The following is a 21,103-nucleotide window of genomic DNA, read 5'->3' as shown; positions in this document are numbered from 1 at the left end:
GGCCGGGCCGGTCATCCCGCGAGGGCGGGCTCCATCCGGGTGCGCAGCCGCGTGAGCATCCGTGTGTGCAGCTGGCAGACCCGGGACTCCGTGACCCCCAGCAGCGCGCCGATCTCGGCGAGGGTGTGGTCCTCGACGTAGTACAGGCGGAGCACCGTGCGGTCGCGCTCACCGAGCTGGGCGATCGCGGCGCGCAGCTCGGCACCGGTCTCGCGGCGGACGGCGGTGGCGACCGGGTCGGCGGTGTCGGCGGCGGCGAGGGCGGCCGGGCCGGGTGCGGCGTTCCCGTCGAGATCGTCGGCGCTGACGAGCAGCGCCGGCCGCACCGCCTGCCGGAGATCGCGCAGGCCGATCCCGAGCTCGGCCGCCAGCTCCCGGTCGGAGGCGGGCCGGCCGACCTTGCTCTGGACGGCCTCGCGGGCGCGCTCGATCTCCCGGCTCCGGGAGCGCACGGTGCGCGGCACCCAGTCCTGGGCGCGCAGCTCGTCGAGCATCGCGCCACGGACCCGCTGCGCCGCGTACCCCTCGAACCGCACCCCGCGTGCCGGGTCGAACCGGTCCACGGCGTCGATCAGCCCGAAGGTCCCCGACTGCAGGAGGTCCGCCAGCTCGATCGACGACGGCAGCCGGGTCGCCAGCTTCGCCCCGATCCCGCGAACGAGGGGGGCGTGGTGCTCGACCAGGAGCCGGCGGGTGTCGGCGCTCCGCACGGCCAGGTGGGCGCGCCACAGCGGCAGCGCCTCCGGCTCGACGGTCTCGATCAGGTGGTCCCGGACGGCGCCGGGCGTGTCGCGCTCCGGCGCCCCCGCAGCGGCACCGACGGCCGGGACGAGCGCCATCCGGACGGCGCCCGTGGCGGTCCCGCGATCCGCGGCACCCTCGGTGCCGGTGCCGGTGCCCGGGCCCGGGCTGCCGGTTCCCGTGCCACCGGTTCCCGTGCCGCCGACGTCCGTACCACCGGTTCCCGTGACACCGACGCTCGCGCTGCCGGTGCCCGTGCCGCCGACGCTCGTGCTGCCGGTGTCCGTGCCGCGCCGGTGGAGGGCGCGCCGTCCGCCGACGCCTCCGGGCGCTACCCGGCCGGGCTCCGCGACGTGCACCGCGACCGGCCCGGGAGCCGGGTCGTCGGACTGCTCGGCGGGGCCGTCCCCGGGCGGCGGAGGCACCGCGACGAGGGGGCGCGACGCCGACGGCTGGGCGACCCGGTCGAGGGCCGAGGCCAGGACACAGGGGAAGCGATCGGGCCGGACGGTCGTCGGTGACGACACCTCACGCCCGAGGGTGGGCCTGGTCATGAACCACCTTCAGCCGGTCGACGGTCACGTGCGTGTAGAGCTGGGTCGTCGACAGCGTAGCGTGACCGAGCAACTCCTGTACGTAACGGAGGTCGGCTCCCCCCTCGAGGAGATGGGTGGCCGCGGCGTGCCGCAGACCGTGCGGGCCGACGTCGGTGGCTCCCGGGACGGCGCGCATCGCGCGGTGCACGACGGTCCGGGCGACACGCGCGTCGAGCCGACCGCCCCGGACGCCCAGCAGCACCGCCGGCGGCGACGCCGGTGTCGCGAGGGCCGGGCGGCCGCGCTCGATCCAGCGCCGCAGTGCGCGGGCGGCGGGCACCCCGAACACGACGGTGCGTTCCCGGTCCCCCTTGCCGCGGACCCGCAGCGTACGACTCGCCTCGTCGACACGGTCCAGGTCCAGGCCGCACAGCTCCGCGACACGGATGCCGGTCGCGTAGAGCAGCTCGAGGACCAACAGGTCGCGCAGCGCCTCCGGAGCGTCCTCGGTGGCACCGGAGATCGCGGCGTCCAGCACGGCGGCGGTCTCGTCGGCGGCCGAGACCTCCGGCAGGACGGTGCCGGCCCGCGGCGAACCGAGCCGGGCCGCCGGGTCGCGGTCGAGCCGGCCGGTGCGCACCGCCCAGGCACAGAAGGTCCGGGCCGCGGCGGTGCGGCGGGCGACGGTGGCCCGGCCCGCCCCGGCGGAGTGGGTGGCCGTGAGCGCACGGCGCAGGTAGTCCAGGTCCAGCGCCACGAGCGCCGGCAGGTCCCGCAGCAGGTCCGTGAGGTCCGACCGGTAGGCGCGCACGGTGTGCGGGGACCGTCCGCGCTCGTGGCGAAGGTGGCCGGTGAAGGCCTCCAGGGCGGCCGCGACGTCGTCGGCGAGACCGGGATCGTCCGTGCGGGCGCGGGCCATACCCGGACGGTCCGCCGCCGACGGGGCCCGGTCAAGGACCGCCCCGGCGCGCCGGGCGCTGCCACATCCCCTGGTGGTGCTCGGCCAGGCCGTGCTCCTCCAGTTCGGTCAGGGCGGCGCGCACGGCGTCGGCGTCGAGGCCCGCCGCCTCGCCGATCCGCGACGGCGGCCACGCGGCCCGGGCCGGCAGCGCGTCGTGCACGGCGAGCGCGTGCGGGGCGAGCCCGTCGGTCGGCCGCGTCTCCCCCTCGGGCGGCGGCGCGAGGTCCACCCCGAGCCTGCCGACGACCTCCAGGACGTCCTCCGGCCGCCCCACCAGGCTCGCGTCCCCGGTGCGGATCAGCTCGTGGCAGCCGACCGACAGCCCCGAGGTGACCGGGCCCGGCACCGCCATCAGCGGGCGGCGCAGGGCGACCGCGTCGGACGCGGTGCGCCGCGACCCGCTGCGCGCCCCGGCCTCGACGACGAGGCAGCCGGCGCCGAGGGCCGCCAGCAGCCGGTTGCGGACCAGGAACCGCAGCCGGCCGGGCACCGTGCCCGGCGGGTACTCGGTCAGCACCAGCCCGCGCTCGGCGATCCGCTCGATGAGGCCCTCGTGCGCGGCCGGGTAGAACCGGTCCGGACCGCACGCCAGTACCGCGACCGTCGGGCTGCCTGCGGCGAGCGCGCCCCGGTGCGCCGCGGCGTCGATGCCGAACGCGGCACCGGAGAAGACGGTGACACCCCGGCGGCCGAGCTCCGCGGCGAAGTCGGCGGCGGTGTGCAGCCCGTAGCGGGTCGCCGCACGCGAGCCCACGATCGTCACCGACCGGTCCGCCAGCACCGCCGCGTCGCCGGGGCCACGGGCCCACAGCGCGACCGGAGGGGTCAGGTCCGCCCGCCGGGTACCGGCGAACGCGGCGAACGGCCACACCGGCCAGGACGGGTCCTCCGGCACCAGCAGCCGCGCCCCGGCGGCCGCCGCGGTGTCGAGATCGGCGTCGGTGTGGTCGCTGCCCCGGCGGGCCGTCGCGGAGCGCAGCAGCTCGTCGGGGACCGCTCCGTGCCGCAGCCGGTCCGCGGCCTCGACCGGCCCGTACTCCTCCACCAGCCGGTTCAGGTGCCGGTTCGGCGGTTCCACGCTGCGCAGCAGGTAGGCCCGCGCCCGCAGGACCTCCTCCGGCGGCCCGCTGCCCGGCGCCGGCCGGGTCGCACCGCCGGCGTTCATGCCGCACCCCGGTCGCGGAAGTAGAGGGCGGCGTCGACGTCGTGCCGGTCCGGCCGGTCGCTCCCGGCGAGGTCGGCGAGGGTCCACGCGACCCGCAGCGCCCGGTCCGCCCCGCGGGCGCTCAGCTCACCGGCACGCAGGCGCTTCTCCAGGGGTTCCAGTACCGCCTGCGGCAGCGGGAACCGGGACCGGAGCTCGGTGCCGGGACCTCGGCGTTGCACCGCCAGCCGTGCTCGGACCAGCGCTCACCGGCCGCGGTCCTGGCGTCGATCACCCGTCGCCGGACGGTGGCCGTGTCGTCGCCCCGGGGGCCCTGCACCACCAGCCTCGTCACGGGTTGCATCGCCACCCTCAGGTCGACGCGGTCGAGCAGCGGGCCGGAGAGCCGGGACGTGTAGCGGCGGCGGGCGTCCGCCCGACAGATGCAGTCCCGGTCGATCGGGGGTGCGCAGGGGCACGGGTTCGCCGCGAGGACGAGCTGGAACCGGGCCGGGTAGCGGACGCTGCCCTCGGCCCGGGACAGCCGGACCTCCCCCTCCTCCAGCGGGGTGCGCAGCGCGTCGAGCACCGAGGCGGGCCAGTGCGGGCACTCGTCGAGGAACAGGACACCGCGGTGGGCGAGCGAGACCGCGCCGGGACGTGCCACGCCGCTGCCGCCCCCGAGCAACGCCGCCGCCGAGGCCGAGTGGTGCGGTGCGACGAACGGCGCGAGCGTGCTCAGCGGCGCGGACTCCCCCAGCCGCCCGGCGACCGACCGGATCGCCGCGAGCTGCAACGCCTCCGGCCGCCCGAGCCGGGGCAGCAGCCCCACGATCCGCTGGGCGAGCATGGTCTTCCCGGTACCGGGCGGGCCGACCATCAGCAGGTGGTGCCCGCCGGCGGCGGCGATCTCCAGGGCACGGCGGGCGTCGTCCTGGCCGATCACGTCGGCCAGTTCCGGTGCGGGATCGGCGGGTCCGGGGTCGGTGACGGGCGGGACCCGGTCGAGCGGGCGGTTCCCGGCCGCCCAGTCGAGCACCTCGGACAGCGACTCCGCGCCGTACGACTCCAGCCCGTCGACCAGTGCCGCCTCGGCGAGCGCGGCGCGCGGCACGACGGCGCGGGACATCCCGGCGTCGCGGGCCGCGAGCAGGCAGGGCAGCACGCCGCGGACCGGCCGCAGCCGCCCGTCGAGGGCGAGCTCCCCCAGCAGGACGGTGCCCGCGAGCCGGTCCGCCGGGACCGCCCCGGCGGCGGCGAGCACTCCCGCGGCCAGGGCGAGGTCGAACCGGCTCCCGGTCTTGCGCAGGGTCGCCGGGGAGAGCGCGAGCACGATCCGCTCGTTCGGCCACCGGCGCCCCGAGTGCACGACCGCCGACCGCACCCGGTCCTTGGCCTCGTTCAGCGCGGCGTCGGGCAGCCCGACCAGGTGGACGCCCGGGATGCCGCCGCCGATCGCCGCCTCGATCTCGACCGGGACGCCGTCGACGCCGTGCAGCTCGACCGACCACACCCGTGCCAGCTCGCCCATCAGAACGCCGCCGGGTAGTGGGTGAGCGTGGCAGGCCCACCGGGCGGCATCAGCACCGCGACGACGTCGAACCGGATCTCGGTCCACCCGAGCTGGTGGGCGCCCATCCAGGTCCGGGCCAGCCCGCGGATCCGGCGCATCTTCCGGGGTGTGACCGACTCGGCGGGTTCCCCGAACCGGGTGCCCGACCGGGTCTTCACCTCGCAGACGATCAGCCGGTGTTCCGGGTCGGTGGCGACGATGTCGAGCTCGCCGTCCTTGCACCGCCAGTTGCGGGCCAGCACGACCATGCCGTGTGCCCGTTCGAGGTACTCGGCAGCGGTGTCCTCACCGCGCCGGCCGAGCTCGTCCTTCGCAGCCATGGATCCACGATCGGCCCGCGGCGGGGCGCGGGACCGGCGGATCGGGCCGCTGTGGACGGATTCCCCGCTTGGGGATCGGCACCGCCGGCCGCGGTCGCGGGCGGGGTCCGCCGTCGGTGGGGTCTGGCAGTCTCAGCCGGGGAAGGTGTCGCTGTCGGGAAGCCGCAGGTCGGGGGTGTCGAGCTCCTCGATGTTGACGTCCTTGAACGTCACCACCCGCACGTTCTTCACGAACCGCGCGGGCCGGTACATGTCCCACACCCAGGCGTCCGACATCCGGACCTCGAAGTAGACCTCGCCGTCGGCGTTCCGGGGTGCCACGTCGACGGAGTTGGCCAGGTAGAACCGCCGCTCCGTCTCCACCACGTAGGAGAACTGGGCGACGATGTCGCGGTACTCCTTGTAGAGCGTGAGCTCCATCTCGGTCTCGTACTTCTCGAGATCCTCGGCGCTCACCGGCCTGCTCCTCCTGTGACGGTCTCCATCGGTTCCCATCGGGCCGGCTCCACCTCACCGGTGTCGCCGAGCACCTCGTCGGGGTCGGTCTCATTGTGGACCAGCCCGCCCGGCACCTCGCGCCCGGCCACCGCGGCGACGTTCGCGAACGAGAACCGGTGCTCCGGGCACGGTCCGTGGGCGCGCAGCGCCCCCTCGTGCTCGGGTGTGTTGTACCCCTTGTGCACGGCGAACCCGTAGGCGCCGTGCTCGGCGTCCAGCTCGGTCATGATGCGGTCCCGGGTGACCTTCGCGAGCACCGACGCGGCCGCGATGCAGGCCGCGACCCGGTCGCCCTTCGGCACGGCCAGCGCCGGACGGCCGAACCCGCGGACGGCGAACCCGTCGGTGAGCACGTACCCGGGCGGGACGGTGGTCAGCGCGGCGACCGCCCGACGCATCCCCTCGATGTTCGCGATGTGCACACCGCGGCGGTCCACCTCGGCGGGCGGGATCACGACCACCGCGAGGTCCAGCGCCCGCTTCCTGATGCGGCCGTACCAGTGCTCGCGGGCGGACGCCGTCAGCAGCTTGGAGTCGGTGAGCCCGTCGAGGGCGGCGGCGTCGGCCGGGCGCAGCACGCAGGCGGCCACGACCAGCGGTCCGGCGCTGGCGCCGCGGCCCGCCTCGTCGACGCCGGCGACCGGGCCGAGTCCGTGGCGCTGCAGGACGGTCTGCAGGGTCCAGGTGCCGGCGTCGCGGACGATGGCGCGGGGCGGGCGCAGGCCGTCGGGCAGCACCCGCACCGGGCGTCGGCGACGGGCCGGCGCGCGGCGGGACACCGCGGCCGTACGGGCGCGGGCGGGGGGAACCGGCACGGTGCTCCCGGTCAGGATCTCCGGCGCCACCCGGTGGGGTGGCGCGTGTCGGGCAGGAATCGCTCGGCGTCGGCCCGGGCACGCAGGGTCCGTCGCCGACCGGCCGCGAGCGGCAGGGTCCCCATGATGCCGAGCGCGAGGGGCAGGCCGTCGGGCAGCCCCGGCGCGGCGGCCGCCTCGGCCGTCGTCTGGGGGTCGGACGAGCTCACCCAGCCGAACCGGTCGAAGGGCAGCACGATCAGCCGCACCTTGCCGATGATGTTCTCCTCCGGGATCGGGCCGTGACCGGCCGCCCGGGAGTCGGCGGAGTTGTTCCGCGAGTCGCCCATCATCCAGTACTCGCCCTCGGGAACCGTGATCGGCCCGAACGGGATCTGCCGGGCCGGGCCGGCCTCGGGCAGGTAGTAGACGTAGGGCTCCTCGAGGGGCTGGCCGTCGACCATCACCTGGTTCAGCGCGTCGCAGCACGCGACCGTCTGGCCGCCGACGGCGATCACCCGCTTGACGAAGTCCTTCTCGTCGGGCGGGGCCACGCCGACCAGCGAGCCGAGCGTCTGCAGGCCCTTGACCAGCGGGTTCGCCGACCCCTCACCGGAGTAGGTCTCGCTGGCCCAGCCGTCGGTGCCGCGGAAGACCACGATGTCGCCCGGGGAGACGTCGGTGAAGTTGTAGGTGACCTTGTCGACGAGCACACGGTCGTTGGTGCAGCCGGTGCAGCCGTGCAGCGTCGTCTCCATCGACCCGGACGGGATCACGTAGACCTTCGCCAGGAAGGTCTGGATCAGGACGGTCAACAGGAGCGCGACACCGGCCAGGAGCAGCAGCTCCTTCCAGAACGCGAGCTTCTGCTTCTCGCCGTCCGGGCCCTTCCCGAGCCCGGCCATCGCCGCGAGCTTCGCGCCGGCTCCGACGGGTCCGGAGCGCTTCCCCGCGCGCCGGCTCCTGTCGTCCACCTGCTCCGTACCGGCCTGCTCGGCGTCGTCGTCGAGGTCGTGCGGCGCCACGGTGCCGGTGGCCTCGTCCTGCGGCGAGAGGTCCGGCGGCGGTCCGGCGGCCCCCCTGCGGCGTCGCGACGGGCGCCGGAGCGTCTCGGTCGGGGGCGCCTGGTCGTGGAGGTCGTCGTCCTCCGCCGGGCCGGCGTCGTCGGCCGGGCCGTGGGGGCGCCGCGGGTCCTCGGCGGGACCGGGCGGCCGGACGGGCGCGGCGGGCCCGCCGTGGGCGGCGTCCACGCCGTACGGCGGCGGGGCCTGCGGTGCGGCGGGAGCGCGGCCGGGCGGCCGCGCGGCCGCGGGACCGCCCGGGCCGGGGCCGCGACGGGGCCCGGGGGCGGCCGGAGCCTCCGAGCCGGGACGGCCCGGGGCCCATGCCGGTCCGGGAGCGGCCACGGCACCGTCGGGAGCGGCGCGACGGCGGGACGGCCGGGCGTCCTGCCCGGGAACGGGGCCCGCGCCGGATGGCGGACCGTCCTGGCGGAACGGGGCGCCGAGGCCGGCGCGTCCGCCATGGCGGTCGTGCCGGGCGCCGCCGTCCTGGACGTTCGGGCCACCGGGGCGACCGTTGCGGTCACGGGGACGGCCGTCCGGGCCGCCGTGGTGCGCCGGATCGGCCTCGTGACCGGGGGCCCCGTAGCCGGCCGGACCACCGTTGCGTGCCGGCGAGCGGGGGGCATCGGCCGCGCCGTGCCTGCCGGTGGCCTCCGGGCCTCGGCGGTGGGAGCCGGTCCCGTTCGCCTCGAACTGTTCGGGGGCGCGGCGGTGCCCGCCGGTGCGGCCGGGGGGCGGCCGGCGGTCGTCGCCGGGCTGCCGGTCCGGAGGGGCCTCGTACGGCGGCGAGTCGCGCAGCCGGTCGGCATAGCGTGCCCGGAGGGAGTCCCCGCCGTCACCGCTCCCGTTGCTCTGCCGCCCGGGGCCCGCGTCGGCAGGGCCGTACGGTTCCGGCTCGGCGTACCCGTTGCGGGGCCCGCCGTGCCGGCCGGTCCGCTCGCCCGTCAGGTCCTCGTAGCCGTTGCGGTACCGGCGCCCGCGCGGGGCGTCGCCGGAGGTGTCCGCATCGGCCTCCGACGCGTGCCGGGTGCGTACACCGCGCGCCTCGGGCTCGGCCGCCCCGTCGTCCCCCGCGGGCGGGGCCCCGCTGTGCGGCGGGGTCCCGAGGAGCCAGTCCTGGTCCTCGGCGGCCGGGGGCGGGGACCCTTCGGGGGCCCGCCGCCGACCGGTGCGCTCGGGGGCGTCGCTGCCGCGATACCGCCGGGGGCGGGCCCGGCGGTCATCGGGGAGCTCGGGGAAGGCCACGCGACGAGATTACGTCACCGGACCGTCACGACGGGGTGACGGTCAGGACGCGGTCGGGGTCTCCCGGCGCTCCTTGATCTTCGCGGCCTTGCCGCGCAGGTCACGGAGGTAGTAGAGCTTCGCCCGGCGGACGGCGCCGCGGGTGGCGACCTCGATCTTGTCGATGTTCGGCGTGTGCACCGGGAAGGTGCGCTCGACGCCGACGCCGAACGAGATCTTGCGGACGGTGAAGGTCTCGCGGGCGCCGGAGCCCTGGCGGCGGATGACCACGCCCTGGAAGACCTGGGTACGGGTGCGGCTGCCCTCGATGACCTTCACGTGCACCTTGAGGGTGTCGCCGGGCCGGAAGTCCGGGATGTCGGAGCGCAGGATCTCCGCGTCCAGTGCGTCCAGGGTGTTCATGTCGACGTCCGTCCTCGTGTGTCGTTCGTGCGGTTCATACGGTGCCGCCCCGGGTCGTTCCGGGGCTTTCTCCCGGGTCATCCGGGCCGTCCGTACCTGGTGGTGGGACGCTCGTCCGGATGGCGGGCTCCGGCGCGGCCGGCGCTCCCCGGGTCGACCGGGTGGCGCACGGGACCGTCACCGGGCACCGCACACGGCGCTGGCAACCCGTCCATAGTGCCAGACGGCCCGATCGGCCCGGACACCCGGTGGCCGGTCCGCCCGCGGGGTCCGGCGCTCCGGAGCCCGGGGACCGGAGCCCGCCCGGGGCGGTGCGGGCCCCCGCCGGGACCGGTCAGCCGGCCGGCGACCCGTCCTCGTCGGTGCGCCCGGCGGCCAGTGCGGCGCGGTCGGCGGCGTCCAGCGCGCCGTCGGGAAGCGCATCGAGCAGGTCGGGGCGCCGGTCGCGGGTGCGCTCCAGGGCCCGGTCGCGGCGCCAGCGGTCGATCGCGGCGTGGTTGCCGCTGCGCAGGACGTCCGGCACGGCGAGCCCCCGCCACGTCTCGGGACGGGTGTAGGACGGCCCCTCGAGCAGCCCGTCGGAGAACGAGTCCTCCGCCGCCGAGCGCGGGTTGCCGAGCACCCCCGGCAGCAACCGGGCGACGGCCTCGACCATCACGAGGACCGCGACCTCGCCGCCGACCAGCACGTAGTCACCGATCGACACCTCGTCGACCCGGGTCCCGCGGGCCCGCGCGTCGAGCAGCACCCGCTCGTCGATGCCCTCGTAGCGGCCGCAGGCGAACACGAGGCGCTGGTCGGCGGACCAGGCGCGCGCGGTCTCCTGGGTGAAGGGCCGGCCGGCCGGGGTCGGGACGACCAGCCGGGCCGGCGGACCGGCGAGCACCTCGTCGAGCGCGTCGCCCCAGACCTGCGGCCGCATGACCATCCCCGGCCCGCCGCCGTAGGGCGAGTCGTCGACGGCCTGGTGGACGTCGTGGGTCCAGCGGCGCAGGTCGTGCACCCCGACCTCGAGCAGGCCGCGCTCGACCGCCCGCCCCAGCAGTGCCTCGCGCAACGGTTCGAGGTAGGAGGGGAAGATGGTGACGACGTCGATCCGCACGCGGCGGATCGTCGCAGCCCCGCATTCCCGGACGACGAGGGAGGTCGGCAGTGCCGGACGGCTGGTCGGGTCCGCTGTGGTCCACCGAGGCCCAGTGGGACCTCCTACCACCGGTCCTGCTCGCCCTGGTCCTGACGACGGCCATCGGCCTGGAGCGCGAGGCGGGGGCCAAGAGCGCCGGCCTGCGGACGCACGTGCTCGTCGGCGTGGGTGCGGCCGTGTTCATGGTGATCTCGAAGTACGGCTTCGCGGACCTGCTGGCGACCGAGCACGTCGCGCTGGATCCGTCCCGGATCGCGGCGCAGATCGTCTCCGGGATCGGGTTCATCGGCGCCGGGCTGATCTTCGTCCGGCAGGACGTCGTGCGGGGCCTCACGACCGCCGCCACGATCTGGCTCGCCGCCGCGGTCGGCACCGCCTGCGGGGCGGGACTGCCGCTGCTCGCCGTGCTCGCGACCGCGGCCCACTTCCTCGTGACCCGCGGGCTGCAGCCGCTCGCCCGGGCGGTCCGGCGCCGCCGTCGCCGCCCGCCGGTGCTGCGCATCCGCTACGACGACGGCCTGGGTGTGCTCCGCGGGGTCCTCGAACTCCGCGGGGTCCTCGAACGCTGCACCGACGCCGGGTTCTCCGTCGCCCGGGTGTCCGTGCACCGCGGGTCGGTCACCGGCGACGGCGGCCGGGTCGCCGCGCTCACGCTGCGCCTGGACGGGCGGGGCGACCTGAACTCGCTGGCCGCGACCCTCGCCGAGACGGCCGGGGTGCGGTCGGCGGAGACCCGGGTCGACCCGACGGAGGATCCGGACGACCCGGCCGACGACACCGCCGGCGACCCGCTGGACGAGTACCGGGCCTGACGGGCGGCCGGATCCACGGGTGGCGGTCAGCCCGCCCGGCGGCCGGGGCGCTCGGCGACCGTCCGCCGCGTCCCCTGCAGGGTCACGCCCCGCCCCTGGAGGACCTGCGACGCCGTGTGACCGGGATGCAGCAGCCCCAGCAGCAGGTGCTCGGTGCCGATGTGCCGGTCCCCCAGGCAGATCGCCTCCCGCAGCGCGAGCTCCAGGGCCTTCTTCGTGAGCCGGTCGAACGGGACGTGCCCGGCGAACCACCGTCCGCGGCGCCCACCGGTCCGGTCCAGGGCGCCCGGCCCGAAGGACTCCTCGGCGGCCCGGCGCACCTCGTCGAGGTCGATGCCGAGGGTGGCGAGGGCGTCGGCGTCGTCCGGCCGGGCGCGGGCCAGGTCGTGGTCGACCTGCGCCGCACCGACGCCGGCGGCACGCAGCAGCTCCTCCCCCGGCGTCCCCGGGCAGCGCAGGATCCCCAGCAGCAGGTGCTCCGGGCCGATCCGGTCGGCGTGGCGCCCCCGCGCCTCCTCCTGGGCGACGACGACGGCACGCCGGGCCGGGTCGGTGAACCTCTCGAACACGTGCTCTCCCCTCGTCGCGGGCCGCTACAGCCCGAGCCGGCGGTACTTCTTGTGCACCGCCTGGCGACTGATCCGGAGCGCGTCGGCGATCTGCTGCCAGGACCAGCCCTGGTCCCGTGCACTGGTCACCTGCAGCTCCTCCAGGGACTCCTGCAGGCCGCGCAGGGCCGCCACCGCCGCCAGGCCGACGGCCGGGTCCTTGCTGGACGCCGCCGCGGCCACCGCCGTCGCATCGCTCATGCCTGTCAACATAAGTTGACATCGACGGGCTGTCAACCGATGTTGACAACGCGGCCACGGAAGAGGCCCGGCGTCGTGCGACGCCGGGCCTCACCGGTGCTCACTCCTCGGGGTCGAGCAGCCCCTCGGGCGGATCGAGGACGACCCGGCCGCCCTCGAGATCGACCTCCGGCACGATCTCGCCGACGAACGGGACCATCGCCTCGTGCCCGGCGGGCCGGGTCACGACCAGCAGCGATCCCCCGGGACCGTGCACCACGTCGGTGATCGTCCCGGCCGGCGTCCCGTCGGTCAGCTCGGCCCGCAGGCCGGTGAGCCGGTGGACGTGGAACTCCTCCGGGTCGTCGGGCTCGGCGAGCTCCGTCGTCGGCAGCAGCAGCTGCACGCCACGGAGCTCCTCGGCCCCGTCACGGTCGCCGACACCCTCGAACAGGACGAGCCAGCGCCCGGAGTGCGCGCGGGAGGTGGCCACCGTGAGAGGCCCCGGCCCGCTCCCCCGCCGGCGGCTGCCGTGCAGGACCGCTCCGGGGGCGAACCGCTCCTCCGGGGAGTCGGTCCGCGACTCGACGACGACCTCGCCGCGCAGACCGTGCACACGCACGACGACGCCGACCAGGACCTGGTCCCGGCCGGCGTCGCTGGTGCGTGGGTTGCTGCTGGTCACCGGTCGGTGTCGACGACGTCGACCCGCACCCCGCGGCCGCCCACTCCGCCGATCACGTTGCGCAGGGCGGTGGCGGTGCGGCCACCACGGCCGATCACCTTGCCCAGGTCGTCGGGGTGCACCCGGACCTCCAGGATCCGCCCACGACGGCCGGTGACCAGGTCCACCCGGACGTCGTCGGGGTGGTCGACGATGCCGCGCACGAGGTGCTCGAGCGCGTCCGCCAGGAGGGTCACGACTCGGCGGCAGGCGCGTCGGCGTCCTTGGTGGCGTCGACGACGTCGTCGCTCTTGGTGGCGGCCTCGGCCGGGGCGTCGTCCGCGGTCTTGCCGACGCGGTCGCCGCCGCCCTTCTTCTTCGGGGTGGTGGCCGGGGTGCTCGGCTCGTCGTTGGCCTGGGCCAGCGCCTGCTGGAAGCGGGCGAGCTTGTCGGCCTTCTCCGCCTGCGGCTTCAGGGTGCCCTCGGTGCCCGGCAGACCCTTGAACTTCTGCCAGTCACCGGTGATCTCGAGCAGGTTCTGCACCGTCTCGGTCGGCAGCGCGCCGACACCCAGCCAGTACTGCGCCCGCTCCGAGTCGATCTCGATGAGGCTCGGCTCGTTCTTCGGGTGGTACTTGCCGATGGTCTCGATGGCCCGGCCGTTCCGCCGCGTACGGGAGTCCGCGACGACGACGCGGTAGTACGGCTGACGGATCTTGCCCAGACGCATCAGCTTGATCTTGACGGCCACGCTGTGGTGCTCCTCGCGAATGTCGATTCGTGCTGCGATGAGTCAGCTGGTGCTCGCGTGGGGTACGGGCTCGCTCACTCGAAGGTCATCGGCCGTGGCTGGTAGAGGGCCGGCCACGGGCCCGATCGACCATTCTGCCAGACGGCCGTCAGACGGCAGGGACGAACCCGACCAGCATGAGCGCGAGCGCCAGTCCGGGCAGGAAGTTGTTCACCGCGTGCGCGACCACACCCGCGGTCAGCCGCCCGGTGAGCAGCCGTGCGACGCCCAGCGGCAGCGTCACCACGAACAGCAGCGGCGCCCGCAGGAGCTCCAGGTGGGCGACGGCGAAGACGGCGGTGGTCACCAGGAACACCACCCAGCGGTTGGCGACCCACTTCGCCACGGCGTTCCACAGCAGCCCGCGGTAGACGATCTCCTCGCAGACCGGGGCGATCACCACGATGCCGAACATGACGGCGAGCGCGACCGGCCAGGTCGTCCGGATCCCCTCGAAGGCGACGCCGACCGACGTCGTGAGGTCCGGACCAACCAGGTAGAGGTAGCCGAAGGCGGCCGGGACGGTGACGAACAGCCCGGCGATCCCGATCAGCAGTCCGGCCCCGACGTCCTCCCAGCGGAACCGCAGCCCCAGGTCGGCGACCGGACCGTCGCCCCGCCAGAGCGTCCAGCCGATGCAGGTCAGCGCGGCGAGCACGGTCGGGACCGCGATCGCGAGCAGCACCTCGCCGGCGGAGTCGACGTCGATCGCCAGCCCGACCAGGGCCGACGAGCCGAGGAACACCGCCTCGACGACCAGGAACGCCCACAACCCCCACCGCACCCGCGGTGTCGGGGACGGGTCGAGGCCGAACGCACCGGCCTGCGGCCGGTAGGCGCCGGAGAAGCCTGCGGGACCGCCCGGCGGCCCGGGCGTGGAGGTCATGCCCCCACTGATACCCGACGTCCGCGCACCAGTACCACCGACGGGCCCCGCAGCACGCCGAGGTCGTCGCGCGGATCACGGTCGTAGACGACCAGGTCGGCCGGCGCGCCCGGGACCGGACCGGCCGGGCGGCCCAGCCACTCCCGCGCCGCCCAGCTCGCGGCGCCGATCGGGTCCGGGTGCCCGGCCCGGGCGAGCTCGGCGACCTCGTCGGCGATCCGGCCGTGCCGGATGCCACCGCCGGCGTCGGTCCCCACGTAGACCCGCACCCCGGCCTCGATCGCCTTCCCGACGGTCTCCCAGGCGTGCGCGTGCAGGTCCCGCATGTGCCCGGCGTAGCGCGGGTACTTCGTCGCCTTGTCGGCGATCGACGGGAACGTCTCGACGTTGATCAGCGTCGGCACCAGTGCGGTGCCGCGCGCGGCCATCTCGCCGATCAGGTCGTCGGTGAGACCGGGGCCGTGCTCGATGCAGTCGATCCCGGCGCCGATCAGCCCGGGCAGCGCCTCGGTGCCGAAGACGTGCGCGGTGACCCGGGCACCGGCGTCGTGCGCGGCGGCGATCGCCTCGGCGAGCACCTCGTCCGGCCAGAGCGGGGCGAGGTCGGCGCCGTCGCCGAGACCACGGTCGATCCAGTCGCCGACGAGCTTGACCCAGCCGTCGCCGCGGGCGGCCTGGGTGCGCACCTCGTCGACGAGCAGCCGCGGGTCGTCCAGCTCGGCGGCGAGCCCGGGGATGTAGCGCTTCGGCCGGGCCACGTGCCGCCCGGCCCGGATGATCTCGGGCAGGTCGTCGCGGGCCTGCAGCGGCGAGGTGTCGACCGGGGAACCGCAGTCCCGCAGGAGCAGGGTGCCCGCGTCACGGTCGGTGCGGGCCTGCGCCGCGCACTCCTCGAGGTCGGTGACCGGGCCGTCCGGGCCGAGGCCGACGTGGCAGTGCGCGTCGACCAGGCCGGGCACGATCCACCCGGAGGTGACCAGGTCCTCGGCGCCCGGCAGCGGCTCGGCGACGATCCGCCCGGAGCCGTCGACGTACAGGTCGGCCGGCTCCGCCCCGGCGGGGCCCAGCACCGTTCCGCGCAGCCGCCACCCCGCGGCAGGAAGATCGCCCATAGCGGGCGACCCTACGTCACTTCTTCTTGCCGAAGTCCAGCGTCGACGGGTCGAAGCCGGGCGGCAGCTGGTCCATCCCGGCGAGCCCCGGCGGGAGCTGCTGCAGGCTCGGCGGCAGGTTCGACAGGTCCGGCCCGCCGGCCTGCCCGGCCCGGTTCGCGGGGTTGCCGCTGCGGCGCTTCTTCGCCTGCTTCGCCTTGCGCGCGTTCTTCGGGACCTTCTTGGTGGCCTTGCGCCCGCCGCCGCCGAAACCGAACTGACCGGCCATCTGCTTCATCATCTTGCGGGCCTCGAAGAAGCGGTTGACCAGGTCGTTCACGTCGGAGACGGTGACGCCCGAGCCGGTCGCGATCCGCTGCCGCCGGGACGCGTTGATGATCTTCGGGTCGTCCCGCTCGGCCGGGGTCATGCCGCGGATGATCGCCTGCAGGCGGTCGATCTGCTTGTCGTCGACCTGCTCGAGCGCGGCCTTCATCTGCCCCTGGTTGGCGCCCGGGAGCATGTTGAGGATGTTGCCGATCGGCCCCATCTTGCGCAGCTGCATCATCTGCTGGAGGAAGTCCTCCAGGGACAGCTCGCCGGAGCTGATCTTCTGCGCGGCGGCGGCGGACTGCTCGGCGTCGAAGACCTGCTCGGCCTGCTCGATCAGGGTGAGCAGGTCGCCCATCCCGAGGATGCGCGAGGACATCCGGTCGGGGTGGAAGACGTCGAAGTCCTCGAGCTTCTCGCCGTTCGACGCGAAGAGGATCGGCTGCCCGGTGACCTCGCGGACCGACAGCGCGGCGCCACCGCGGGCGTCGCCGTCGAGCTTGGTGAGCACGACACCGGTGAAGCCGACGCCGTCGCGGAACGCCTCGGCGGTCGCCACCGCGTCCTGACCGATCATGGCGTCGACGACGAACAGGACCTCGTCCGGGGCGACCGCCGTCCGGATGTCGGACGCCTGGCGCATCAGCTCCTCGTCGACACCGAGGCGGCCCGCGGTGTCGACAACGACGACGTCGTACTGCTTCTCGCGGGCGTGCGCGATGCCGCCGCGGGCGACGCCGACCGGGTCACCGGGGCCCTCCGGCAGCTCACCGGACCCGGTGGCGCCCGGGTGCGGCGCGAAGGTCTGCACGCCGGCGCGCTCGCCGACGATCTGCAGCTGGTTCACCGCGTTCGGGCGCTGCAGGTCGCACGCCACCAGCAGCGGGGTGTGCCCCTGCCCCTTGAGCCAGCGCGCGAGCTTGCCGGCCAGGGTCGTCTTACCGGCGCCCTGCAGACCGGCCAGCATGATGACCGTCGGCGGTTCCTTGGCGAGGTTCAGCCGCCGCGTCTCGCCGCCGAGGATCGTCACGAGCTCCTCGTTGACGATCTTGACGACCTGCTGGGCGGGGTTCAGGGCCTGCGAGACCTCCGACCCCTTGGCCCGTTCCTTGATGCGCGCGATGAACCCGCGGACCACCAGCAGGGCGACGTCCGCCTCCAGCAGCGCGATCCGGATCTCGCGCGCGGTGGCGTCGATGTCGGCGTCGGAGAGCCGGCCCTTGCCGCGGAGATCACGCAGCGTGGATCCGAGCCGCTCGGAGAGGGAGTCGAACACCCTTACCAGCCTACTTGGCCAGCGCCAGGCCCCGGCGGGCGCCGGAGCGATCGGTCGTCCGCACCGAGGTCCAGCCCGGTTCACCCCCCCCGCACGCAGCAGGTCCGCGGTCCGTGCCGCACGCCCGGCGTGCCGGTCGAACGGGCGGGACCGCACGACCCTGCCGCGCGCGTGCTGCCCGGCGAGCGCCTGTCCCGCCGGCACGTCCAGCCACAGCAGGTGCGGCGCGCGGCCGGTCAGCCGGGCGAGCCCACGGACCGCGGCCCGCACCCGGGGCGCGGTCGCCGGCAGGTGCACGACGACGGTGTCCGCCGGCCCGGCGCAGGCCCCGGCCACCGACGCGCGGTGGGCCAGATGGGTCAGCCAGCGGTAGGCCGCGTACGGCGTCCCCGCCGGCAGCCGGGCCGCGAGCGCGGCGCGGGACTCCCCCGAGTCGAGGACCCGGACGCCCCGGCACGCGGTCAGCTCGGCCAGCAGCGTGGACTTGCCAGCCCCGGGCAGGCCCGCGACCAGCAGCAACGTCCCCCCCGGCAGGTGCACGACGAGCGGCCCGGCGTCCGCGTCCGCGCGGACGGGGTCCGCCGCCGCGCCGGCGGTCGGGGCGTGGGCAGGGGCAGGGGCACGTCGTCGAGCGGCACGGCACCGGCGGTGGACATGTGGGATGAAACGGTCGGGCGGCCGGGATCGTTCCGGTCACGCGGCGTGTCCGGCACGGCACACCCGAGCACCGCTTACGGCGGCCGGGTGCGCGCCGCTCACACGGCGTCGGCGCCCCGCTCCCCCGTCCGTACCCGCACCAGGGTCTCGACGGCGGTCAGCCAGACCTTCCCGTCGCCGATCCGCCCCGTGTGTGCGGCGTCGACGACGGTCTGCAGGGCCCGGTCCGCCACCTCGTCGCCGACCACGACCTCGATCCGCACCTTCGGCACGAGATCGACCTGGTACTCGGCACCCCGGTAGACCTCGGTGTGGCCCTTCTGCCTGCCGTAGCCCTGCACCTCGGTCACGGTCATGCCGAGCACGCCGATCCCCTCCAGGGCCTCCCTGACGTCGGCCAGCACGAACGGCTTGACGATCGCGGTCACCAGCTTCATCGCTTCCCCCTCCGGACGCGGTTTCGCCCCGAGAGGATGCCCCCGTTCCCGGCCCGGGTCGCGTCCGGGCCCCGGTCGGCTCAGGCGCGGGCCGCCGACCGCCCGGCCGCGACCGCCAGCACCGCACGCTCGATCTCCTTGCGGGCGGCCCGTTCCGGTGCCCCGGCGATGCCGAACGAGTCGACGACCGACGACCCGAGCGTCTCGACCCGGGCCCAGACGAGATCGATCCCGGTGCGCTCCAGCGCGGCGGTGACGTGGTGCAGCAGACCGATCCGGTCGGTCCCGCGGAGCTCGAGCACGACGGCGCCGGTGGCCTCGTCGTCGAACCACAGCACCCGCGGCGGCGCGGTGCGCTCCACCTCCGGGGTGGAGGGGGCGTAGTCGCGTTCCTTGCGGGCCAGCGCCGCGCCCAGCTCGAGCGATCCGGACAGCACCCGGACCAGGTCGGACCGGACCAGCGCCGGGTCCGGCAGTCCCCCGAACCGCGGGGTCACGGCGAAGGTGACCACGACGACCCCGGCCTCGGTCGCGAGATCGGCGGCGTGCACCTGCAGCGAGTGCAGCGCCACCACGCCGGCGACCGCGGACAGCGCCCCGCGCCGGTCCGGGACCGCGACGGCGACGGTCGCGACGTCGTCACCGGTGGAGAACCGGACCTGGGGCTGGTCGTCCTCCGCGACCGCCTCGACCATCTCCTTGTACGCCGGGTCCGGCGGGCCGGGCTCGACGAACGGCCTGCCGTCCAGCGCGGACAGGCAGCGGCCGGACAGGCCCTGGATGAGGGTGCGCCGCCACGGGCTCCACACCCCGGGCCCGGTGCCGAGCGAGTCGGCCTCGGCGAGGGCGTCGAGCAGCTCGAGCAGGACGCCGACGGCCGTGTCGTCCCCGTCGACGGTCTCCCGCAGCGTGTCCAGCACCCGGGCCACCGTGGCGGGGTCGTCCGGGTCGCGGCGGGTCGCGGTGTGCGGCAGCAGCAGGTGGTGCCGGACCATCGCGGCGAGCAGCTCGATGTCGGCCGCGCGCAGCCCGAGCCGCTCGCCGATCTGCCGGACCAGCGACTCCCCGACGATCGAGTGGTCCCCGCCCCGGCCCTTGCCGATGTCGTGCAGCAGCGCGCCGACCAGCAGCAGGTCGGGGCGGGCGACCCGGGTGGTCAGCCGCGCGGCCTGGGCGCCGACCTCGACCAGGTGCCGGTCGACGGTCCAGACGTGGGTGCGGTCCCGCGGCGGCAGGTCCCGCACCGCACCCCACTCGGGGAACAGCCGCCCCCACAGCCCGGTCCGGTCCAGGGACTCGATCACGCCGACCATCGCCTGGCCGGTGCCGAGCAGGGCGAGCAGCTCGGCCAGCGCCGCCCGCGGCCACGGCGTACGCAGCTCGGGGGCGGTGTCGGCGAGCCGGGTCAGGGTGCCGGCGGAGATGGGCAGCCCGGTGCGGGCGGCGGTGGCCGCGACCCGCAGGACGAGCGCGGGGTCCTTGGCGGCGGAGGCGTCGCGGGCGAGCCCGACCTCCCCGCCGTGCTCGACGACGCCGGAGTCCAGGGGCCGCCGGACGGGCGCGCGCCGGAGGGCGGCGAGCCCGCGCCGGGGCAGCGCGTTGCGGGCCTGGCGCAGCACCACCTCGGCACCGAACGCGACGGCACGGGCGCCTCCCGACAGCGCCCGGGCCAGGTCGAAGCGGTCGCCAAGGTCCATGAGCCCGGCGATGTCGTCGGCGTCCTGGGCGCGCAGCACGTCCCGCGCACGGCCCGAGCGGCGGTGCAGCTCCGTGCGGACGTCGAGCAGCAGCGAGCGGGCGGCGACGACCTCCGCCGAGGGCCGGTCGACCAGCTGCGCGGTGGCGAGCGCGTCGATCAGCTGCACGTCGCGCAGCCCGCCGTGGCCGTTCTTGAGGTCGGGCTCGATCCGGTGAGCGACGTCGCCGTTGCGCTGCCAGCGTTCGGTGGTGGTGTCGACGATCTCGTCGAAGCGACTGCGCATCCCGGCCCGCCAGGCCTGCCGGACGGCGTCGCGGACCTTCGTCGCGAGCGGCCCGTCGCCGGCGATGTGCCGGGCCTCGAGCAGGCCGAACGCGGCACGCAGGTCCGTGGTGGCGATCTGGACGGCCTGGCCCGGGGTGCGCACCGAGTGGTCGAGGCCGAGGCCCGCGTCCCACAGCGGGTACCAGAGCTGCTCGGCGAGGGTGTCGATCCCCTTGCGGCCGTCGTGCAGCAGGACGAGGTCGAGATCGGACCAGGGGCAGAGCTCGCGACGCCCCAGCGCCCCGACGGCGACGAGGGCGACGCCGCTGCCGTCGCCGCCGAACCCGAGTGCCGCACAGCGCGAGGAGAGCCAGAAGTCGTGCAGGTCGACCAGGGCGGCCCGCAACGCCTCCGGCCCGTGATGGTTCCGGCCGTTGGACTCCAGCAGTACCGATTTCACCTTGACCAGGTCCGCCGCCTCGCCCGACCCGAGGACCGTCATCGCTCCGCGCCACCCGCTTCCTGTCTCGTCATGACCCGTCCCGGCCGGATCGGGCCGGATTGTCCGTTTCTGTTCCGGACGGAGGACGGGCCCGCCGCACTCCCCTGTGGGATGCGACGGGCCCGTCCTCCTCGCTGCGGAGTGATCAGATGGCGTCGGTGCCGCGCTCGCCGGTGCGGACGCGGACGACGGTCTCCACCAAGGTCACCCAGACCTTGCCGTCACCGATCTTGCCGGTGCGGGCGGCCTCGACGACCGCGTCGACGACCTTGTCCAGGAGCGCGTCGTCGACGACGACCTCGACCCGCACCTTCGGCACGAAGTCGACCGAGTACTCGGCGCCACGGTAGACCTCGGTGTGGCCCTTCTGGCGGCCGTAGCCCTGGACCTCGCTGATGGTCAGACCGAGCACACCGATCTGTTCCAGCGCGCCCTTGACGTCCTCCAGGACGAACGGCTTGACGATGGCGGTCACGAGCTTCATG

At 75.6% G+C, this 21,103-nt stretch carries 21 protein-coding genes and 2 pseudogenes; 1 reads left to right on the top strand and 22 read right to left on the bottom strand.

Translation table 11 applies throughout. The annotated features are described in order from the left end of the window. Window positions 1–11: 11 nt before the first annotated feature. The 10 genes and pseudogenes from Ae150APs1_RS31475 to trmD form a co-directional block, all read right to left on the bottom strand. Window positions 12–1,295, bottom strand: coding sequence for a FliA/WhiG family RNA polymerase sigma factor (locus Ae150APs1_RS31475; RefSeq protein ID WP_139317047.1), 1,284 nt, complete (start codon window positions 1,293–1,295; stop codon window positions 12–14). Beyond that, window positions 1,270–2,196, bottom strand: coding sequence for a tyrosine-type recombinase/integrase (locus tag Ae150APs1_RS24340; protein WP_075300529.1), 927 nt, complete (start codon window positions 2,194–2,196; stop codon window positions 1,270–1,272). Before Ae150APs1_RS24340 ends, Ae150APs1_RS31475 begins: the two co-directional genes overlap by 26 nt. Before the next feature lie 31 nt (window positions 2,197–2,227). Continuing rightward, window positions 2,228–3,403, bottom strand: coding sequence for a DNA-processing protein DprA (gene dprA, locus Ae150APs1_RS24335; protein WP_075300527.1), 1,176 nt, complete (start codon window positions 3,401–3,403; stop codon window positions 2,228–2,230). Continuing rightward, a pseudogene (locus Ae150APs1_RS24330) lies at window positions 3,400–4,913 on the bottom strand (YifB family Mg chelatase-like AAA ATPase). Before Ae150APs1_RS24330 ends, dprA begins: the two are co-directional and overlap by 4 nt. Further along, entirely contained in the window at window positions 4,913–5,275 is a 363-nt protein-coding gene (locus tag Ae150APs1_RS24325; protein WP_010227808.1) for a YraN family protein, read from the bottom strand. Before Ae150APs1_RS24325 ends, Ae150APs1_RS24330 begins: the two are co-directional and overlap by 1 nt. Before the next feature lie 132 nt (window positions 5,276–5,407). Beyond that, window positions 5,408–5,731: a DUF2469 domain-containing protein gene (locus Ae150APs1_RS24320; protein ID WP_010227806.1), complete on the bottom strand. Its 324-nt coding sequence runs from the start codon at window positions 5,729–5,731 to the stop codon at window positions 5,408–5,410. Beyond that, window positions 5,728–6,510, bottom strand: coding sequence for a ribonuclease HII (locus Ae150APs1_RS24315; protein WP_139317160.1), 783 nt, complete (start codon window positions 6,508–6,510; stop codon window positions 5,728–5,730). The genes Ae150APs1_RS24320 and Ae150APs1_RS24315 overlap by 4 nt, the downstream gene beginning before the upstream one ends. Before the next feature lie 89 nt (window positions 6,511–6,599). Then, the gene (gene lepB, locus Ae150APs1_RS33915; protein ID WP_249266466.1) at window positions 6,600–8,876 is read right to left on the bottom strand and encodes a signal peptidase I; all 2,277 of its coding nucleotides are present in this window, start codon (window positions 8,874–8,876) and stop codon (window positions 6,600–6,602) included. Between the two features lie 42 nt (window positions 8,877–8,918). After that, window positions 8,919–9,278 (bottom strand): 50S ribosomal protein L19, encoded by a 360-nt coding sequence (gene rplS / locus Ae150APs1_RS24305; RefSeq protein WP_010228698.1) that lies wholly within the window; start codon window positions 9,276–9,278, stop codon window positions 8,919–8,921. Between the two features lie 334 nt (window positions 9,279–9,612). Further along, complete coding sequence (gene trmD / locus Ae150APs1_RS24300) at window positions 9,613–10,380, bottom strand: tRNA (guanosine(37)-N1)-methyltransferase TrmD (RefSeq protein WP_075300525.1); 768 nt, start codon at window positions 10,378–10,380, stop codon at window positions 9,613–9,615. 50 nt (window positions 10,381–10,430) lie between these two features. Between trmD and Ae150APs1_RS24295 the strand changes: the two genes are divergently transcribed. Continuing rightward, on the top strand, window positions 10,431–11,234 hold the full coding sequence (locus Ae150APs1_RS24295) for an MgtC/SapB family protein (RefSeq protein ID WP_170918126.1): 804 nt from the start codon (window positions 10,431–10,433) through the stop codon (window positions 11,232–11,234). 26 nt (window positions 11,235–11,260) lie between these two features. Here the strand turns inward: Ae150APs1_RS24295 and Ae150APs1_RS24290 are convergent, their stop codons facing one another. From Ae150APs1_RS24290 to Ae150APs1_RS24235, 12 genes and pseudogenes are all read right to left on the bottom strand, one after another. Then, the gene (locus Ae150APs1_RS24290; RefSeq protein WP_075300523.1) at window positions 11,261–11,803 is read right to left on the bottom strand and encodes a Clp protease N-terminal domain-containing protein; all 543 of its coding nucleotides are present in this window, start codon (window positions 11,801–11,803) and stop codon (window positions 11,261–11,263) included. A gap of 24 nt (window positions 11,804–11,827) precedes the next feature. Continuing rightward, window positions 11,828–12,043 (bottom strand): helix-turn-helix domain-containing protein, encoded by a 216-nt coding sequence (locus Ae150APs1_RS24285; RefSeq protein WP_010229557.1) that lies wholly within the window; start codon window positions 12,041–12,043, stop codon window positions 11,828–11,830. 100 nt (window positions 12,044–12,143) lie between these two features. Continuing rightward, entirely contained in the window at window positions 12,144–12,707 is a 564-nt protein-coding gene (gene rimM, locus Ae150APs1_RS24280; RefSeq protein ID WP_010229560.1) for a ribosome maturation factor RimM, read from the bottom strand. Next, window positions 12,704–12,943: an RNA-binding protein gene (locus Ae150APs1_RS24275; RefSeq protein ID WP_010229562.1), complete on the bottom strand. Its 240-nt coding sequence runs from the start codon at window positions 12,941–12,943 to the stop codon at window positions 12,704–12,706. Before Ae150APs1_RS24275 ends, rimM begins: the two co-directional genes overlap by 4 nt. Beyond that, the gene (rpsP, locus tag Ae150APs1_RS24270; RefSeq protein WP_010229565.1) at window positions 12,940–13,437 is read right to left on the bottom strand and encodes a 30S ribosomal protein S16; all 498 of its coding nucleotides are present in this window, start codon (window positions 13,435–13,437) and stop codon (window positions 12,940–12,942) included. Before rpsP ends, Ae150APs1_RS24275 begins: the two co-directional genes overlap by 4 nt. Window positions 13,438–13,585: 148 nt before the next feature. Then, window positions 13,586–14,362, bottom strand: coding sequence for a type II CAAX endopeptidase family protein (locus tag Ae150APs1_RS24265; RefSeq protein ID WP_075300521.1), 777 nt, complete (start codon window positions 14,360–14,362; stop codon window positions 13,586–13,588). Next, a complete protein-coding gene (locus Ae150APs1_RS24260) occupies window positions 14,359–15,474 on the bottom strand; it encodes an amidohydrolase family protein (protein ID WP_075300519.1) in 1,116 nt (371 codons plus the stop codon). The genes Ae150APs1_RS24265 and Ae150APs1_RS24260 overlap by 4 nt, the downstream gene beginning before the upstream one ends. Window positions 15,475–15,490: 16 nt before the next feature. Next, the gene (gene ffh / locus Ae150APs1_RS24255; protein WP_075302532.1) at window positions 15,491–17,059 is read right to left on the bottom strand and encodes a signal recognition particle protein; all 1,569 of its coding nucleotides are present in this window, start codon (window positions 17,057–17,059) and stop codon (window positions 15,491–15,493) included. Window positions 17,060–17,227: 168 nt separating this feature from the next. After that, window positions 17,228–17,599: pseudogene (locus Ae150APs1_RS33910) on the bottom strand (AAA family ATPase); the annotation flags it as partial. 215 nt (window positions 17,600–17,814) lie between these two features. Next, complete coding sequence (locus Ae150APs1_RS24245) at window positions 17,815–18,153, bottom strand: P-II family nitrogen regulator (protein ID WP_075300517.1); 339 nt, start codon at window positions 18,151–18,153, stop codon at window positions 17,815–17,817. An 80-nt stretch (window positions 18,154–18,233) separates the two neighbouring features. Further along, window positions 18,234–20,618, bottom strand: a complete 2,385-nt coding sequence (locus Ae150APs1_RS24240; RefSeq protein ID WP_075300515.1) for a [protein-PII] uridylyltransferase — start codon at window positions 20,616–20,618, stop codon at window positions 18,234–18,236. Window positions 20,619–20,763: 145 nt separating this feature from the next. Next, on the bottom strand, window positions 20,764–21,102 hold the full coding sequence (locus Ae150APs1_RS24235) for a P-II family nitrogen regulator (RefSeq protein WP_075300513.1): 339 nt from the start codon (window positions 21,100–21,102) through the stop codon (window positions 20,764–20,766). Window position 21,103 lies beyond the last annotated feature (1 nt).

It is taken from the genome of Pseudonocardia sp. Ae150A_Ps1, assembly GCF_001932315.1.
Taxonomy (GTDB): Bacteria; Actinomycetota; Actinomycetes; order Mycobacteriales; family Pseudonocardiaceae; genus Pseudonocardia.
Note: the sequence above shows the minus strand (reverse complement) of the source record. Positions and strands in the feature narration are given on the sequence as shown.